Raw genomic sequence first — 16,643 nt, forward strand, 5'->3', positions numbered from 1 at the left:
CATTAAGATTATGAAATATCATATTATAATAAACAAAGTAAAAACTGTTGAAGCATTTGATGATGCTTGGAGTATTGAGGATTACATAGAATTATTAAGTCGTTTTGGTTTTCAAGACGGCGCAAACGCTAATCCAAATGAACTAAAAGATCTTCTTTTCATGGCTATTTCAGATTTCGAGCCTAATGAAGCCGCCGTTATTGTTTTAGATTATAAGTTGGCTGAACAGCTTAATGAAAATCAAATAGAGCAATTGTCTCATGAAATGCTTTTAGATAAAATATCAGAAGAGTATCCTGATATCACATTACATCATGAGTTATTCAACATCAATCAACTCCTTCACAACGCGTACAACGGCACTTTTCCAAATGCTAAAGCGACAGTGATTGAGTTTGAGATTAGTCCGAATAAGGAGGTTTCGAAAGAAATTATTCTTAAAATATTAGACAAAACTCTAGCCCCCAGCAATGTTATTAAGCGCTTGTTTTCAAATCAATTAGCTGGTAAAGAAGCGTTTGAAGAAGCGGAGGCCATCCTTTGGGAATTAAAGCCTACTGGAGAAACGTCGTATGTCCTAAAAACGTCTGAGTATTGGATGAGTCGTGATGAATTTAAGGATGCCGAATTTGATGCTACTGTTACTGAGTTTGAAGAAGAAGATGAAGATTAACGCATTCTTTCTCTATTGCAAATCATGATGTGTTATTAAATTAGTACATTCTTATAATAAACACATGAAAAAATTAATTGCACTATTATTGATTATTCCGTTCTTTTCATTACTAAATGCACAATCGGTAGAAGATTTTTTTGGTAGTTAGAAAGGAGATGATAAAGGCGAAATAGGCTTTATTATTTTTGAAGAAGACGGCCATGCCACGTTTAAGATGGAGGATCGAGATAGTTATTGGGTATTGCTCAATTCATTGACTCCAACCCCTACAAATGGCACTTGACTTATTAGAAGTTAGGGCTACAGGTTTTTATGAAAAAAAATCAATTTTATTAAAACGAGTCAACTAATTTATTGATTCTTTTTTAAATACTCCAAATAGAAATCTTCCACCTTTTTGCGTGCCCAAGGGGTGCGGCGTAAAAATTTTAAACTGGATTTTATAGAAGGCTTATCTGTAAAACATTTAATTTTTATGTTATACCCTAAATACTCCCAACCATAGTGGGTCTGCAAATCGGTAATCATCTGCTCTAATTTTATACCGTGAAGGGGGTTGTTTTTTTGAGTTTCCATTCTGAAGATATAACCATTATCAGTCTAACCGCAGTCTAAGACTTTTTAAAGTTCTTGAATCACTAAGCACTTTGACTGCGTAAATTATGACAGGACTATAATGCCACTAATTTTTTAATTTTTATTGCTTTCTCAAAGTGATCTAATTCGTGGGTTTTAATCCACCACGTTGCCGCTTCCATCAACAGCTCGGGGTTTATATTTTTATTTTTAAAAAACGCATAAAAAGACAAACCTACAGTAGCCCCTTTTTGGGCTATTTTAGCCTCACAAACGGCAATGATTTTAGCTTTTAAACTTGGCGTCATTGTTTATATAATTAACTCGTTTTTAGCGTCTGTTTTTATTGCGTGAGCGACTTTTGTTTCTATTACCGCTTCTACTCGAATTACCATCAGCATTGGTCTTGGCTGTTTTAGGTTTCGAATTACGCGATTGACCACCACGATTTTGTCTACCTTGGCCTTGCTTTATTGGTTCGGTCGATGCATTTGGGTCCGGTTCAAAACCTTCTAAAATGTCAACAGGTAATTTTTTACCAATAAGTTTTTCTATGTCTCTTAAAAAGGTGGTTTCGTCTGCACTTACCAGTGAAATAGCCTCGCCATTAGCTCCTGCTCTTCCCGTTCTACCAATTCTATGCACATAATCTTCAGAAATATTTGGAAGTTCAAAGTTGATCACATGAGGTAATAACGGAATGTCTAAGCCACGTGCTGCAATATCTGTAGCAACTAAAACACTAACGCTTCCACTTTTAAAACCAGCCAATGCTTTCGTTCTTGCGCCTTGACTTTTGTTTCCATGAATGGCTGCTGCTTTAATACCTGCTTTACCCATTTTCTCACAGAGCTTATTCGCACCGTGTTTGGTACGTGTAAAGACTAAAACCTGTTTCCAATTCCCATCAGAAATTAATTTAATAATTAAATCGGTCTTTTTACCTTTAGCAACCCTAAATACTTTTTGTGCAATGGCTTCTACCGTTGTATTCTCAGGTGTTGCCTCTACTTTTACCGGATTATTTAAAATACCATTGGCTAGTTTTCTAATATCACCTGAAAACGTTGCCGAGAACATTAAATTCTGACGCTTTTCAGGCATCATCTTCATAACACGCTCTATATCTCTTAAGAACCCCATATCTAGCATGCGGTCTGCTTCATCTAAAACAAAGATTTCAACCCGTTTAATAGAGATTAAATTCTGATTAATTAAATCTAATAAACGCCCTGGTGTTGCCACTAGAACATCTACGCCTTGCCTAATATTTGCAACTTGTGGTTTCCGGTTAACCCCTCCGAATATTACAGCACTACGCAATTCTAAAAACTCACCATATTCTTTAACGTTGGCGTACACTTGTGCCGCTAATTCTCGTGTTGGTGTTAACACCAATGCGCGAATGGGTCTGTATTTTTCTTTTGGAGTTTCAGACAGTATGTGTAATAACGGCAAAGTAAACCCTGCCGTTTTTCCTGTACCTGTTTGTGCAGAAGCTAAAACATCATAACCATCTAAAATGGGTGGAATGGCTTTTGCTTGTATAGGAGATGGTGTTTCGTATCCTTTTTTACTAATTGCTTTTAGTAAAGGCTCAGAGAGGCCTAATAATTTAAATGACATAAATAAAGTTTCTGAGATAAACTCTATTGATGTAGGCTATCTCTTTTAATTAAGGTGCAAAGGTAGTGTTAATTTATAGTTTGTTGTTATAATTAGGAAATGTTTGTGTTTTTAGACCGTAGACTTTGTAAAACAACCCCGCTACCACAAGAAAATTCAGCAGCCTATTAATCCGCATAACTCACTTTTTTCTCCATTTTGAAAATTTAATAAATGGATTGGTGTTTCGATTTATATAGCCATGAATACTAGTACTTATTAGTAAAACTACTGCGGAGCCAAATGCGGTATATACAATAAGATCTTCCACACTTTTATTTGCAACACCTATAGCAATAAGCGCCCAGGCACCTACTAGAGCAAACTCACGCATATTACGTTTCCAAGTGATGATAAGGTTAATCCCTGTCGCTATGCCAATCATAATAACCGTCCAAACCTCCGGAGCAATCCCATAGCCATCCCAGCCTATTTTAATTAAGTAAGCCGAAACATTAGCGATACTCGCCACCGTAACCCAACCACTGTAGATGACAAAAGGCCACCATAAAAAAAAGATGACTGAAATAGGCGCATCCCACAATTCCATGCGGTTGTTCCAAACTATTTTAAGCAAGGACACTAACAATAGGAATATAAAAAAACAAGACCCTCCTGTATACCCATAAATCCAACTAAATACCCACAAACTATTAGCCACACACGAGACCACAAACCACCACCCTATTTTTATTATAAAGCCATCGTCTCTAACCTTTACAAACAACGAACGGCCTTGATACACAATAAAGCCTAAAAGCATGACATAAATACCCCCCCATATCGAAAAGGCGTAACCCGCAGGCGTAAATAACGTTCGCAAACCACCGAGACACCTCACCAATAGTCGTATTATTAAGTAATCCCGTATTAGATAGGTAATTGATTATAATAGTAGCAACGAGAGCAATCCCATTACATACCTGTAATATTTTTTTCATATTATAAAATTACACATTTGAAAACCTTTATTTAATACATTTGAAATAAAAATGAACTTACAAAAACTCGCGATACTGCAACACCCTAAAATCGAAAGTGGTGAATTTTGGATGTCTAGCTTTGAGTTGTTTGTACAAAGGATTACTACCAATAGAGATATTTGCGGCACCTGAAGCAGACGTTAGTGAAACCGTTTTTACAACCCGTTGTAATTCGGGAGAGTGCCCAGCGTCGACTGGCATAACAAATTGATGCCTGCGAGGGGTCTCTTTAGATACCAATTCCAATTTTAAACCATGGTCTCTGATCTGTTTTCTGAAAAAATATTCTGGTCCATTTTTTGAATTTCCCCCTGTAAACAATAGTGTATCTATTGCTGGATACTCTTTTAAATACCCAATAATATTACGCAATTCAACATGTTTCATCCCTAAATCGGAAGCCTCTATTTTCTCCCGTTCACAGCTTTCTACAATATCACAAACCCCTATGTTCTGTTTTATTAAAAAAGCTTTGCGTTGCGAGACTGCTTCTTCAGAATTATCGTACCGTAAATTAAGATGGTGAATGCTATCGATAAACAACCACAGTGAATTGTAGTAACTCCCATAACAAAAATCCACATCTTTTTCTAGTAAATCTCCTGTGGTGAATCCGGGCGGTGGCAAGGTGCCAACAATTAACTTTCTAGTACTGTTTTTAATAAAAGGTGGGTATGGATGACTGTGCTTAAACACTTACAGCGTTTTTAATAATTTCTCTACTTCATTAACCGTTGTACGATACTTCTGTTTATTCATTTTTGTCATGTGCTTTGATTCTTCTGAGATTTCAATGAGAATGTCTTTCCCTTCCTCAATTTTTTCTCGTTCTAAAAAAAATTGAGCCAAAACCAATCGCTCTTCATAATTATCATACCGCTGATCTATTTTTTTTAGCTGTGCTTCGGCGGCATCTAATCGTCCTATTTTCTCTAAAGCCAACCCGTAGGTGAATTGCGCTTTTGATTTTTCAAATTCTGAATGCTCCTGTAATGTTTTGGCATAAGCTATAGCCGCCTCATAATACCCGGTTTGATAATGCGCCATAACTAATTGCGCTTTTATATAATAATTGTTTTGATTTTCGTCTTTTGCCGCATCTTCATAAAGTTTTATGGCCTTGTAAAAGTCTTTCATCTCGAAATAAGCATCGGCCAGGTTCACCTTGTTTTGATAGGTGTCTAAAAACTCTAACTGCTTTTCAAGAGCTTTTACTTTTTTTGTCGGCACCAAAATATTCGTAACCCGTTCTTGAATTATTGACGCATCACGCTTGTTATAAACTTGTGTTACTAAATAGATAACACAACCAATAACAGACAAAAATAAGATAATAAAAATCCAGTAATACGGCTTTCTATTTTTGATTGCATGATAGATACAGAAGGCCTGAAAAGCAAGTGTTAGATATAAGAGCATTCGTTAAATTAAGATTAAAGTCTAAAGATAATAAAAGAAGGTAGAAGTTATTTCGTACTTTTATATAAAGAAAAAAAACTATGGGTAGAGGTGATAAAAAAACGAAACGCGGAAAAATTAGTAGAGGTACTTTTGGCACAAAAAGGCCTCGCATTAAAAAACGCGTGCGTCCCGAAACAAAAATTCAAATTGATAAAAAAGTAAAACCCTAATTATCTAGTAAAAACCAAATGGTTTTCACTGGACAATTCATCACTAAAACCGTAGCCTTCTTTTCTAAAACCTTTCAAGTCGTCTATGGTTTTTGCATTGGTGTCTACAATATATCTTGCCATTAGGCCGCGCGCCACTTTAGCATAAATAGCAATAATTTTATATTTTCCGTCTTTGTATTCCTTAAAATCGATGTTTACTACTGGAACTTTTAATGCCTTGGCATCAATGGCTTTAAAATACTCGTTACTAGCTAAGTTAACGAGTACCTCATCTGCTTCTAGCTCCTTATTTAAATGTGTTACAACATCCTTTTTCCGAACTCGTAAAGGTTCTTTTTAGAACCTACAGCCATTTTAGTACCCATTTCTAGCCGATACGGTTGTATTAAATCTAAAGGCTTCAATACCCCATATAACCCCGACAAAATACGCACTGTATGTTGAAGTGGTTCTATTTTATTTTCTCGGAATAGTATAAGCGTCTAAACCCCTATAAACGTCACCATTAAAGGCATAAATAGCTGGTCTAGCATTGTCTTTTGTAAAAGGCAGCTCCCAATTCTGGTTACGTTCGTAATTAAGTTGACCTAAAGCGTCGCTAATGTGCATGAGTTTAGATAAGCTTTTTACAGTTTTTTTTCTCAAAAGGCTGTTCAATTTTTCAGACTGCTCCAAAAAAGCGGCTTCCGAGGATTTAGTAGTGGGTAATTTGCTTTCGAAATCGAGAGACTTTGCTGGGGATATTACTAGTTTCATACTTTAATTGTTGCTATTGGCGATTGCTTTTAGCACATCCTTTTTTATTATAGTTACACATTTGTATGCCACTAAATTACAAATAGTATTGGCTTAAAAAAATTGAACCTATAGGATTTTTAAATGTTTAAATATGCATTTGCTATGGTAATTCCCTTTGGTTTAAGCATTTTAATCCACAACAGTTTTCACCTTCCTAAATTTCAAGAAAGTGATAATAAATCAAGCTGTCTTAAAAACAACTTGGCTTTTTTGGTAGACATTTTAATTATCGATATGTAAAGCGTAGCTTCTCCATTTTTCTATACATTGTTGCATGTCGTCCGGAATGGGTGTACTAAACTGCATCATTTCTCCTGATTCAGGATGTTTAAACCCTAATGTTTTAGCATGCAAAGCCTGACGTGGTAGCACTTTAAAACAATTATCTACAAATTGTTTATATTTAGTAAAAGTAGTGCCTTTTAAAATGCGTTCACCGCCGTAGCGTTCATCATTAAAAAGAGTATGCCCAATGTGTTTCATATGCACACGTATTTGATGCGTTCTGCCCGTTTCAAGTTTGCACGCCACTAAAGTGACATACGTTAAACGCTCTAAGACTTTGTAGTGCGTTACCGCTGGTCTTCCGTTTTCAGCCTCATCATCACTATAAACTGTGTTTTGAAGTCTATTCTTGGGATGACGGCCTATATTACCTTCTATCTTGCCTTCATCGTCTTCCATATTCCCCCATACAATAGCCACATATTCGCGCTCACTGGTTTTGTCTTTAAACTGCTTTGACAAATGCGCCATTGCATGTTCTGTCTTGGCGACTACCAAAAGCCCCGTGGTATCTTTATCTATTCTATGAACTAAACCTGGTCGATCGCTGGAGTTATTAGGTAAATTATCGAAATGATAAATCAACGCATTTATTAAGGTTCCGGAGTAATTACCATGTCCAGGATGTACAACCATACCTGCTGGTTTATTGATGACCAAAAGGGCCTCATCTTCATAAACGATGTCTAATGGTAAATCTTCGCCAACTAGCAAATTCTCAAATGGAGGATGCTCAAACAACACACGAATACTGTCCATAGGCTTCACTTTGTAATTTGATTTTACAGGAATATCGTTAACATAAATATTTCCGTTTTTCGCTGCTGCTTGAATTTTATTTCGAATGGCGTTTTCAATACGGTTCATCAAGTATTTATCAATACGTAAGGGCGCTTGCCCTTTATCTACTGTAAACGCGTGATGCTCGTATAATTCATTATCCTCTTCCGGCAATTGTGGTGTATAGTCTTCCATTCTTTTTAACGATTCCCATTTCCTAAAACAACATCTATCGTTGACATTTTTGGAAGTAATTCGTCTTTTTTTATTTTTCGGTTTTGGTAGCGCATGCTTACCACTTCATCTTTTCCTAAATCATCCACGTAGGATATTTTTCCTATTTGAAACCCTAAAGATTCTAACGTTGGTTTAGCCTGACGAAAGGTTTTACCAACTAAATTGGGTACGGCTATTTTTCTATAGCCCGATGGATTTAGAGTAATATATATTTTTCGATTTTCTTTTACCTTTTCTCCTGGCACAGGATTTTGATCAATTACAGCGTATTTTGGAAAATCTGGATTATAATTAGCAGAGTCTTGAATTGCCATCACTAGGTTATTATTGCCTAATTCTATTTTAGCAACACTTATAGACTTTCCTTTTAAATTTGGCACGGTTTCAAAATTACCATGATTAGTCGTAACGTTTAACCATTTTAGAATTATAAAACATAAAACAACTATAGCTGCAACGGCTAAAGCGAGTTGCTTTAAAAACACTTTACTGGTGATAAAATTAATAATACTCATGTTCAAATTTAGGTTAAAGATGGTTCGGCAAATATATAAAAACTAAAAGGTTTTTCGTTTGAAATGAAATAATACGTATGTAACATTATTGCTTCTCAAATAATTCAAAATATTTCTTGATGTTTTTAAAATGCAAGACGTTTAAATTATATTTTAGCTAAACTAATAGAAGTGCGTATTATTGTATCCTTTTGGGTTTTTATAACACATACGTTTCATTTTATTAATAGCATCGTTAAAGTGCATCTTTAACGCAATTGAAAGACAACAAAAAAATGAAAAAAAATATTGCTATAATAATGGGTGGCTATTCTAGCGAATACCAAATTTCGTTAAAGAGTGGAAATGTCGTTTACCGCGCTTTGGATAAAGATAAATATAACGTCTATCGCGTTCATATCTTTAAAGAAAAGTGGGTGTGCATTGATTCTAATACTGTCGAGTTTCCAATAGACAGGAATGATTTTTCAGTAATTATAGAGAACACTAAAATCTCTTTTGATTGCGTGTTTAACGCTATTCATGGTTCTCCTGGAGAGGATGGTTTAATGCAAGCTTATTTTAATCTTATTGGTCTACCACAAACCAGTTGCGACGCTTATCAAGCTGCGCTTACTTATAATAAAAGAGATTGCTTGAGTGTTTTAAAACCGTATGGTATTTTAACTGCCGAAAGTTATTACTTGAATCTTGGGGACCGAATTAATGACACCGAAATTATAGAAAAAGTAGGTCTTCCATGCTTTGTAAAAGCAAATAAAGCCGGCAGTAGTTTCGGAATTACTAAAGTTTATAAAATTGAAGATCTAAAACAAGCTATCCAGGTTGCCTTTAAAGAAGATGATGAAATTATTATTGAATCTTTTCTCGACGGCACGGAAGTTTCTGTAGGCGTCATTACCTATAAAGGAGAAACAAAAGTGTTACCTATTACAGAAATTGTGAGTGAAAATGATTTTTTTGATTACGAAGCTAAGTACATGGGGAAATCTCAAGAAATCACCCCTGCGAGAATTACAAAAGAGCAAGAAAACAAAGTAACAACCCTTGCTAAAAAAGTATATGAAGTCTTAAAGATGAAGGGCTATTCTCGTAGTGAATTTATATTTCAAGATGGTGAACCACACTTGCTAGAGGTAAATACCGTACCCGGATTAACCAACGAAAGTATTTTACCTCAACAGGCTGCAGAAGCTGGTATTGGCATGCAAGAACTCTTTGATAGTGCTATTGAAGCGGCTTTGAAAAATAATAACTAACTTTATCTAAAATTAATACTGTTCTCCTCTTAGTGAGAAACATAAAATAACCGAGAATGAAGCGCGCACTTTTTCCAGGGTCCTTTGACCCCATCACCCTTGGCCACTACGACATTATAGAACGAGCCATTACGCTTTTTGACGAAGTTATTGTTGCCATTGGTGTGAATTCTGATAAAAAATACATGTTCCCATTAGAGCAACGTATGGACTTTATTAGAGAGGCCTTTAAGGATGAACCAAGAATTAAAGTGATGTCGTATAAAGGTTTAACGGTTGATTTTTGTAAAGAATTAGACATTAAGTTCATTCTTCGTGGGCTTCGTAATCCAGCAGATTTTGAGTTTGAAAAGGCCATTGCTCATACCAACCGTGATCTGGCACCCATTGAGACTGTTTTTTTATTAACCGCGGCAAAAACATCTTATATTGCCTCCTCTATAGTTAGAGACGTTATTAGAAATAATGGAGATTATACCAAACTAGTCCCTAAGAGTGTAAGAATTAAGCAGTAGCGCGCTTATGTTTTTTTATAGCTTTATTTAAAGCTTCTACAAATTCTGAAGTAATAAACGGTTTTAAAACATAACCATCGAGTTCATATTTCTCAATTTTAAACTCTACTTCTTCCGAAGAAGCTGCTGTTAAAGCTACAATAGGGATGTCCCTATTAAATTCCCGTATATGCTCTGTTGTTTCATAGCCATTTAGTCCGGGCATATGTAAATCCATTAAGATACAGTCGAATGCCTTAACTTTTACTAAATCTATTGCCTTTCTACCGAGAATCAACTGCTTCCGAATTTATATTCAACTGGCCTAAAACACGCTTTGTAACCAATCTATTAATTCTATTATCATCAACAATTAAAATGTTACTGCCTTCAATTTCCTTTAGTTGCAGATCATACAGTTCAACTATATTATTGTTTTTTTGACTTTTTTTAAGTGCCAATTCAAAAAAGAAAGTACTCCCTTTTCCTTCTTCACTTTCTAATTGCACTTTACTACCCATAGCCGTAACTACACGTTTTACTATAGAAAGCCCTAAACCTGTTCCTTTATAAGACTTCTCTACTTTTGCATGCTCTTGATAAAAATCCTCAAACACTTGATGTTGTTTCTCTTTAGGAATACCAACGCCAGTATCTGCAACTTCGAAATAAAGCTTTATATCGTCTTCTAATTCCTCTAGTTTTTTTATGGTGACTGTTATACGACCATTATTAGTGAATTTTACAGCATTGGAAATTAAGTTTATGAAAATTTGAGAAATTTTTAAAGAATCTCCAACCAGTACATCCGGAATAGAGTTATCATAAACGAGATGAATTGTATTATTACTATCCCGTAATGCAAACTCTAAGCTTTCAATAATATTAGATAGTATGTTTTTTAAATCGAAATCCAACAGTTGTATTTTCATGGTTCCAGACTCCACTTTATTAAGTTCCAATACATTGTTTACTAGTGATAGCAAGTGATTTCGAGAAAATTGCAACGACTCTAAGTATTCTCTATGTCTTACATTAACATCTTCTCTAAGTAGTAAGTTAGACAACTCAATAACAGCATATAAAGGCGTACGTAATTCATGACTAATTTCTGAATAAAAATCACTTTTGACTTTAGATAAGTTTTCTGCTCTTTCTTTTGCTTGTTTTAATTCTTTAGCCTTTACATATAACAAAAAAGCCAACAATAATAATACTAAAACAAATAAGCCCAAAATTATATTATATCCTTTAGTTTCTGTAATAATTACTTCTTGTAATGCATTTTCCTTTTCTTTAAGTTTTAATTTTAAACTATTTTCCTTTAAAAAATTATCTGCCTCTACTTGCTTTGCCTTCTCAAATTGTTCTATAGTAGATAGAGAGTCTTTTACTGTTACATAAGCATTTAAAGCCGTATATGCTTTTTCGAAATTTTTATCTTCAGCGTTTATAATTGAGACCGTAGAATGTGCACCTGCTAAAACATTTAAATAATTATATTTTTCAGAAAAAGTTATGGTCTTATTATAGTATTCTGTAGATTTTTTGTAGTTACCTAACTTATAGTGAACAAAAATAAGAATTTGAGAAATTTCACCGATAATAGCATCTCCTTCATAATAACGTTCTGCTACAGATTCTGCTTTAGAAAGATAAATTAGCCCCTGCTCATAATCATTATCGTTGTCGTCATTCTGTGCTACAAAATTTAATCCAATATTAAAAAGCGGGTAAACAGATTGTTTGGGAGACTTGCTCTTTTCTGCTAATTTTAATGATTTTTTAAAAAATGAACTTGATTTCGTAAAGTCTCCATATACTCTGTAATTAACACCTAGATTACTATAGGCTAGAATAATTTTAGAGGTATCTTTTAGTTTTATATATAAATCCTTCGCCTTAAATAAATAATGAAAACTTAAAGAATCATTACTAACAAAATAATGAGCATTACCGAGAACATTATAAGCTCGTGCTCTTAGATTATCATCATTGACTTCAATAGAATATTCAAGTACTTTGGTTCCTATTTCTATAGCTTCTCCATATTTATTTCGTTGGCAAAGTTCAAATGCGCTATCTATTTCTTTGTACATTGGATCAATAGAAGTTTCTGACTCCTGTTGCGCGTGTGTTGTTACAATAGAGATCAATAAAAAGACCAAGTTATAGTAAATCTTCTTCATTTGGGGTCCAATTTCTAAACAGCAATGTAATAAAAAAAACAACATAAAATGCGTTTCGTCGAAAAAAAAGATACTTTTGTCGAGTTTTTACGGTTTTAACCTTACTTTTTAGTTCTCATTTTTGTAACTCGAAAGTAGTTTAGATCTGCTGCTAAATGATATCGAAAATTATAAATATCTTCGAAAATCACTTCTCTAAATTCCGGGCTTACTTTATGAAGTAACTCTTTAAAATCTTCACTTAAAGGTTTTAATTTTATGCTTTTGATTTCAGCTTCATATTTTTCAACATGATTGAAAATAGCTTCTAATACAGAACTAATTGCTCTACGAAAAATGCAATCACATCTATTTTTGAATTTTACGCATAACTCTAAAACTAGAATATAAAGATTTCATAACGATCATAAACAAAAACTCCAACAACTTAGCAAGGGATTCTAGCTCAATTACAGCAAGAGATGTCATTAGAAATAATAGTGATTACAATACATTAACATCCAAAATTGAATGCGTTACGTTGTAATTTCATTTCTGTTTTGTGTTGCCTTGTTAATAGTTTCAACAAAATCTACGGTAAAAAATGGTTTCATGATATAACCATCCATATCATAATCATAAATCTTACTTTCTACTTCTTCAGTAGATGCTGCCGTTAAAGCAACAATGGCTATCTCCTGATTAAATAATCTAATCTGCTTGGCTGTTTCATAACCATCTAATTCCGCATATGTAAATCCATTAAAATACAATCGAAATGTTCTGTCTTAATAATCTCAATAGCCTCTGCTCCGAAGCCACAGCTTTAGCTTTTATATCTAATTGATCTAATACTTTCCGAGTGACTAATTGATTAATTTTATTATCATCTACAATCAAAATATTAAAATCCTTAATCTGTTGTAAATGATTTTCATAGATTACTGTTGGCAACTCCTCTTTTTTGCTTTTTGCAAAATCAAGTTCAAAGAAAAAAGTAGCCCCTTCGTATTCTTTACTTATGACCTTTATGTCGCTATTCATTGCCATAAGAATACGCTTTACTATAGATAAGCCTAAACCTGTGCCTTTATAGGATTTGGAATTCTTAGAATGTTCCTGGTAGAAATCCTCAAATACTTGTCCTTGATTCTCTTGAGAAATTCCCAATCCATTATCTGAGACTTTAAAATATACAGTCACCCTTTCATCAAAATCTTCTACTTTAGTAATAACAACATCTATATGACCATCGTTAGTGAATTTTATAGCATTTGAAATTAAATTAATTAAAACTTGGGATAATTTTAAAGAATCTCCCTGTAATAAATCCGGAATACTGCTGTCATAATTTAAATGGATAGTATTATTACTATCGCGTAACGCATATTCTAAGCTGTCTATAATATTAGAAATAAGCTGTTTTAAATCAAAATCTGAAATTTGTAACTTCATTTTTCCGAGACTCTACTTTGTTTAACTCTAAAACATTATTAATCAAAGACATGAGGTGATTTCCTGAAAATTTTAGGGACTCTAAGTATTCTTTATGTGTGGCATTTACATTTTCTTTTAACAAGAGTCCTGATAATTCTATTACCGCATACAAAGGTGTTCTCAATTCGTGGCTAATTTCAGAGTAAAACTCACTTTTGGTTTTAGATAAATTCTCAGCCCTGTCTTTCGCGCGTTTTAATTCTTTGTTCTTATGATACAACAAAAAAGCTAACAATAATAAAGCGGTAATGAATACAACCAAAACTATATTATACCCTCTGCTCTCTGAAATAAGAGATTCTTGGATGGCATTTTCTTTTTCTTTAAGCTTCAATTTTACATCATTTTCTCTTAGAAAATTATCTGCTTCTACTTGCTTTGCCCTTTCAAATTGTTCAATAGAATAGACTGAGTCTTTTACTTCAATATACTCACTTAATACCGAATAGGCCTTTTCAAAGTTTTTGTTTTCAGCATTTATATAAGCAACATTAGAATGTGCGTCGGCTAAAACATCTAAATAGTTATACTTTTTGGTAAAATCTATGGTTTTATTATAGTACGCCAAAGATTTCTTTGAATCCCCCAACTTATGATACACATAAATTAAAATTGAAAAGATTTCACCTATTATAGCTTCCCCTTCATAATACCGTTCGGCAAGGGTTTCTGCCTTAGAAAGGTATTCAAGACTTTCTTTATAATTATTATCTTCTTCGTTTTGATGATTGATCAGGTTAACACCAATGTTGTAAAGGGGGTACACCGATTGTATAGGGGATTTACTTTTTTGTGCGACCTCTAATGATTTTTTAAAAAAAGTGCTTGATTTCTCAAGGCTGTCATAAGCTCTGTAATTAACTCCAATATTATTATAGGCAATAATAATCCTAGAGGTATCTTTTAGTTTAATAAATAAATCTTTGGCCTTAAATAAATAATCAAAACTTAAAGAGTCATTGTTCACAAAATAATGCGAATTTCCTAAAACATTAAATGCTCTAGCTCTAAGATGGTCGTCCTTGACCTTAATCGAATAGTTAAGTACTTTGGTGCTTATTTCTATGGCTTCCCCATATTTGTTGCGTTGACAAAGTTCAAATGCTCTTTCTATTTCATTATACATCGCATCAATAGGAGGCTCTGTGTCCTGTTGTGCTTGCAATGACACCATGGAAATTAATAAAAGAACAAGACTAAAATAGGTCTTCTTCATTGGGGTAAAATTTCTGTTTCGCAATGTAATGAAAAAACCCATAAACCAGCATTTCAACATAAAAAATACTACTTTAATCGGTTTTTTATGCTTTTTACACGACTTTATAGACTACAGTTTATATTCTGAAAGAGATTTAGTAAAACGTTCGGATCGGCTGCTAAATGGTATCGCGGATCATCAATATCTTCTATAATGACTGCTCTAAATTTCGGACTCGCCTTATACAGTAACTCTTTACAATCTTCACTTAAATGTTTCAATTTAATGCTTTTGCCTTCGGCTTCATATTTTTCAACCAAATTGAAAATGGCTTCTAATGCAGAGTGATCGCTTACACGAGACTCAACAAAATCAATTTCTACTCTATCCGGATCATTTTTTGCATCGAATTTATCGTTAAACGCTGTAATACTTCCGAAGAATAATGGGCCCCAAATTTCATAAACCTTAGTTCCATCATCCTTTACCCGTTTTCTCGCTCTAATTTTCTTTGCATTTTCCCAGGCAAAAACTAAGGCAGAGATGATGACCCCAACAAAAACAGCTATCGCTAAATCATAAATAACCGTTACGGCACTAACAATGACCAATACAAAGGCATCTGTTTTGGGTATTTTACGCATAATTCGGAAACTAGACCAAGCAAAGGTTTCAATAACCATCATAAACATGACACCAACCAATGCCGCGATAGGAACCTGCTCTATTAATTTATCTGTAAATAAAATAAAGGTTAACAATGTTATAGCGGTCATGATACCGGATAAACGTCCACGCCCTCCAGCATTGATATTAATTACGGTTTGGCCAATCATGCCACAACCTCCCGTACCTCCAAATAAGCCACTCATTATATTTCCGGCCCCTTGAGCGATACATTCTTTATTCCCATTTCCTCCTGGTTTCAGTCAGTTCATCTACTAAATTTAGAGTCATTAAAGATTCTATTAGTCCAACCGAAGCCGCTAGAAAGGCAAATGGTAATATAAATGTTAGGGTGTCCATATTAAAAGGCAAATTTTGCCATAACTCCATATTTGGTGTTGGAAACGCTCCTTTTAAACCGGTTCCTCCACCTTCAATAATGTAGGAACCTACTGTGTTTACTTCTATTCCGGCAAAAACAACTATAAACGTAGTGATTAAAATAGCGGTTAAAGAAGCTGGAATTTTCTTAGTCCATCTAGGTAGTACCCAAATAATGAACATGGTTAACGCCACCAAACCAATCATCATATACAACTCTTCGCCTTGCATATAAGTGCTTATATATTCTTTTACACCATCCTTAGAAATCGCGACCTTTTTGTGTGTAAACATTTTTACTTGCGCCTGTAAAATGACAATCGCTAAACCATTAACAAAACCCATCATTACCGAATGCGGAATTAAACGCACAAATCGGCCCAGTTTAAAAACACCTGCTCCTATTTGAATGAATCCCATTAATATCACACAAGCCAAAAGATAAAAATAGCCCATGTTATCTATAGGCTGGTCAAACAACATACCTTTAGTATGACCTTCGGCTATCATGGTTACAAAGATAACGGCTACGGCACCTGCAGCTCCGTAAATCAACCCTGGACGACCACCAAAAATAGCCGTAATTAAACCAATAATAAAGGCTCCTGAAAGCGCCACTAAAGGATCAATTTGTGCTACAAAAGCAAAAGCAACAACTTCGGTATCATAGCTAAAGAGACTGTAATCCCTGCTAAAATATCACTTTTTGCATTTGCTGTTTGTTTTCTAAAATATGCTGTCATAACCACTGTTTTTCAAGCGGCAAAAGTACGTTTAATTGTGATATTAGCAAAGATGCAATTGCTATATTTGTTTCACATAAATTTACTA

Annotated in this window: 17 protein-coding genes and 2 pseudogenes; 4 read left to right on the top strand and 15 right to left on the bottom strand. The window is 34.2% G+C overall.

Going from position 1 to position 16,643, the window contains the following annotated elements; genetic code table 11:
* Nucleotides 1-10 precede the first annotated feature (10 nt).
* A complete protein-coding gene (locus N7U66_RS07700; protein ID WP_267677980.1) occupies nucleotides 11-673 on the top strand; it encodes a hypothetical protein in 663 nt (220 codons plus the stop codon).
* Nucleotides 674-1,027: 354 nt separating this feature from the next.
* On the opposite strand, the gene N7U66_RS07705 is transcribed toward N7U66_RS07700, so the two are convergent.
* The 6 genes from N7U66_RS07705 to N7U66_RS07730 all read right to left on the bottom strand — a co-directional run bounded on the left by N7U66_RS07705 (nucleotide 1,028) and on the right by N7U66_RS07730 (nucleotide 5,319).
* A complete protein-coding gene (locus N7U66_RS07705) occupies nucleotides 1,028-1,252 on the bottom strand; it encodes a VF530 family protein (RefSeq protein ID WP_267677981.1) in 225 nt (74 codons plus the stop codon).
* A 95-nt stretch (nucleotides 1,253-1,347) separates the two neighbouring features.
* A complete protein-coding gene (locus tag N7U66_RS07710; RefSeq protein WP_267677982.1) occupies nucleotides 1,348-1,560 on the bottom strand; it encodes a DUF6500 family protein in 213 nt (70 codons plus the stop codon).
* A gap of 22 nt (nucleotides 1,561-1,582) precedes the next feature.
* Complete coding sequence (locus N7U66_RS07715) at nucleotides 1,583-2,878, bottom strand: DEAD/DEAH box helicase (RefSeq protein WP_267677983.1); 1,296 nt, start codon at nucleotides 2,876-2,878, stop codon at nucleotides 1,583-1,585.
* A 181-nt stretch (nucleotides 2,879-3,059) separates the two neighbouring features.
* Nucleotides 3,060-3,761 carry a tryptophan-rich sensory protein gene (locus tag N7U66_RS07720; protein WP_313791461.1) on the bottom strand — a complete coding sequence of 234 codons (702 nt, stop codon included), beginning with the start codon at nucleotides 3,759-3,761 and terminating at the stop codon, nucleotides 3,060-3,062.
* A gap of 154 nt (nucleotides 3,762-3,915) precedes the next feature.
* Nucleotides 3,916-4,596 carry a uracil-DNA glycosylase family protein gene (locus N7U66_RS07725; protein WP_267677984.1) on the bottom strand — a complete coding sequence of 227 codons (681 nt, stop codon included), beginning with the start codon at nucleotides 4,594-4,596 and terminating at the stop codon, nucleotides 3,916-3,918.
* Nucleotides 4,597-5,319 carry a hypothetical protein gene (locus tag N7U66_RS07730; RefSeq protein WP_267677985.1) on the bottom strand — a complete coding sequence of 241 codons (723 nt, stop codon included), beginning with the start codon at nucleotides 5,317-5,319 and terminating at the stop codon, nucleotides 4,597-4,599.
* An 80-nt stretch (nucleotides 5,320-5,399) separates the two neighbouring features.
* Here N7U66_RS07730 and N7U66_RS07735 point away from each other — a divergent pair, with 80 nt between their 5' ends.
* A complete protein-coding gene (locus tag N7U66_RS07735) occupies nucleotides 5,400-5,531 on the top strand; it encodes a 30S ribosomal protein THX (protein ID WP_267677986.1) in 132 nt (43 codons plus the stop codon).
* Here the strand turns inward: N7U66_RS07735 and yaaA are convergent.
* From yaaA to N7U66_RS07750, 3 genes and pseudogenes are all read right to left on the bottom strand, one after another.
* Nucleotides 5,532-6,290 (bottom strand): annotated as a pseudogene (yaaA, locus tag N7U66_RS07740) (peroxide stress protein YaaA).
* A gap of 264 nt (nucleotides 6,291-6,554) precedes the next feature.
* Nucleotides 6,555-7,592 carry an RluA family pseudouridine synthase gene (locus N7U66_RS07745; RefSeq protein ID WP_267677988.1) on the bottom strand — a complete coding sequence of 346 codons (1,038 nt, stop codon included), beginning with the start codon at nucleotides 7,590-7,592 and terminating at the stop codon, nucleotides 6,555-6,557.
* 5 nt (nucleotides 7,593-7,597) lie between these two features.
* Nucleotides 7,598-8,149, bottom strand: coding sequence for a PASTA domain-containing protein (locus N7U66_RS07750; protein ID WP_267677989.1), 552 nt, complete (start codon nucleotides 8,147-8,149; stop codon nucleotides 7,598-7,600).
* A 275-nt stretch (nucleotides 8,150-8,424) separates the two neighbouring features.
* On the opposite strand from N7U66_RS07750, the gene N7U66_RS07755 reads away from it, so the two are divergent.
* On the top strand, nucleotides 8,425-9,408 hold the full coding sequence (locus N7U66_RS07755) for a D-alanine--D-alanine ligase (RefSeq protein WP_267677990.1): 984 nt from the start codon (nucleotides 8,425-8,427) through the stop codon (nucleotides 9,406-9,408).
* Between the two features lie 56 nt (nucleotides 9,409-9,464).
* Nucleotides 9,465-9,923, top strand: coding sequence for a pantetheine-phosphate adenylyltransferase (gene coaD / locus N7U66_RS07760; RefSeq protein ID WP_267677991.1), 459 nt, complete (start codon nucleotides 9,465-9,467; stop codon nucleotides 9,921-9,923).
* On the opposite strand, the gene N7U66_RS07765 is transcribed toward coaD, so the two are convergent.
* The 6 genes and pseudogenes from N7U66_RS07765 to N7U66_RS07790 form a co-directional block, all read right to left on the bottom strand.
* Nucleotides 9,913-10,200 carry a response regulator gene (locus tag N7U66_RS07765; RefSeq protein ID WP_267677992.1) on the bottom strand — a complete coding sequence of 96 codons (288 nt, stop codon included), beginning with the start codon at nucleotides 10,198-10,200 and terminating at the stop codon, nucleotides 9,913-9,915. The genes coaD and N7U66_RS07765 overlap by 11 nt on opposite strands.
* Entirely contained in the window at nucleotides 10,187-12,091 is a 1,905-nt protein-coding gene (locus N7U66_RS07770; protein WP_267677993.1) for an ATP-binding protein, read from the bottom strand. Before N7U66_RS07770 ends, N7U66_RS07765 begins: the two co-directional genes overlap by 14 nt.
* Before the next feature lie 515 nt (nucleotides 12,092-12,606).
* A complete protein-coding gene (locus N7U66_RS07775; protein WP_267677994.1) occupies nucleotides 12,607-12,843 on the bottom strand; it encodes a response regulator in 237 nt (78 codons plus the stop codon).
* A complete protein-coding gene (locus N7U66_RS07780; protein WP_267677995.1) occupies nucleotides 12,833-13,525 on the bottom strand; it encodes a hybrid sensor histidine kinase/response regulator in 693 nt (230 codons plus the stop codon). Before N7U66_RS07780 ends, N7U66_RS07775 begins: the two co-directional genes overlap by 11 nt.
* Nucleotides 13,500-14,783, bottom strand: coding sequence for a histidine kinase dimerization/phospho-acceptor domain-containing protein (locus N7U66_RS07785; RefSeq protein ID WP_267677996.1), 1,284 nt, complete (start codon nucleotides 14,781-14,783; stop codon nucleotides 13,500-13,502). The genes N7U66_RS07780 and N7U66_RS07785 overlap by 26 nt, the downstream gene beginning before the upstream one ends.
* Before the next feature lie 111 nt (nucleotides 14,784-14,894).
* Nucleotides 14,895-16,555, bottom strand: a pseudogene (locus N7U66_RS07790) (SulP family inorganic anion transporter).
* Between the last annotated feature and the right edge of the window lie 88 nt (nucleotides 16,556-16,643).

This window comes from Lacinutrix neustonica, assembly GCF_026625145.1.
In the GTDB taxonomy this organism is placed as follows: domain Bacteria; phylum Bacteroidota; class Bacteroidia; order Flavobacteriales; family Flavobacteriaceae; genus Lacinutrix; species Lacinutrix neustonica.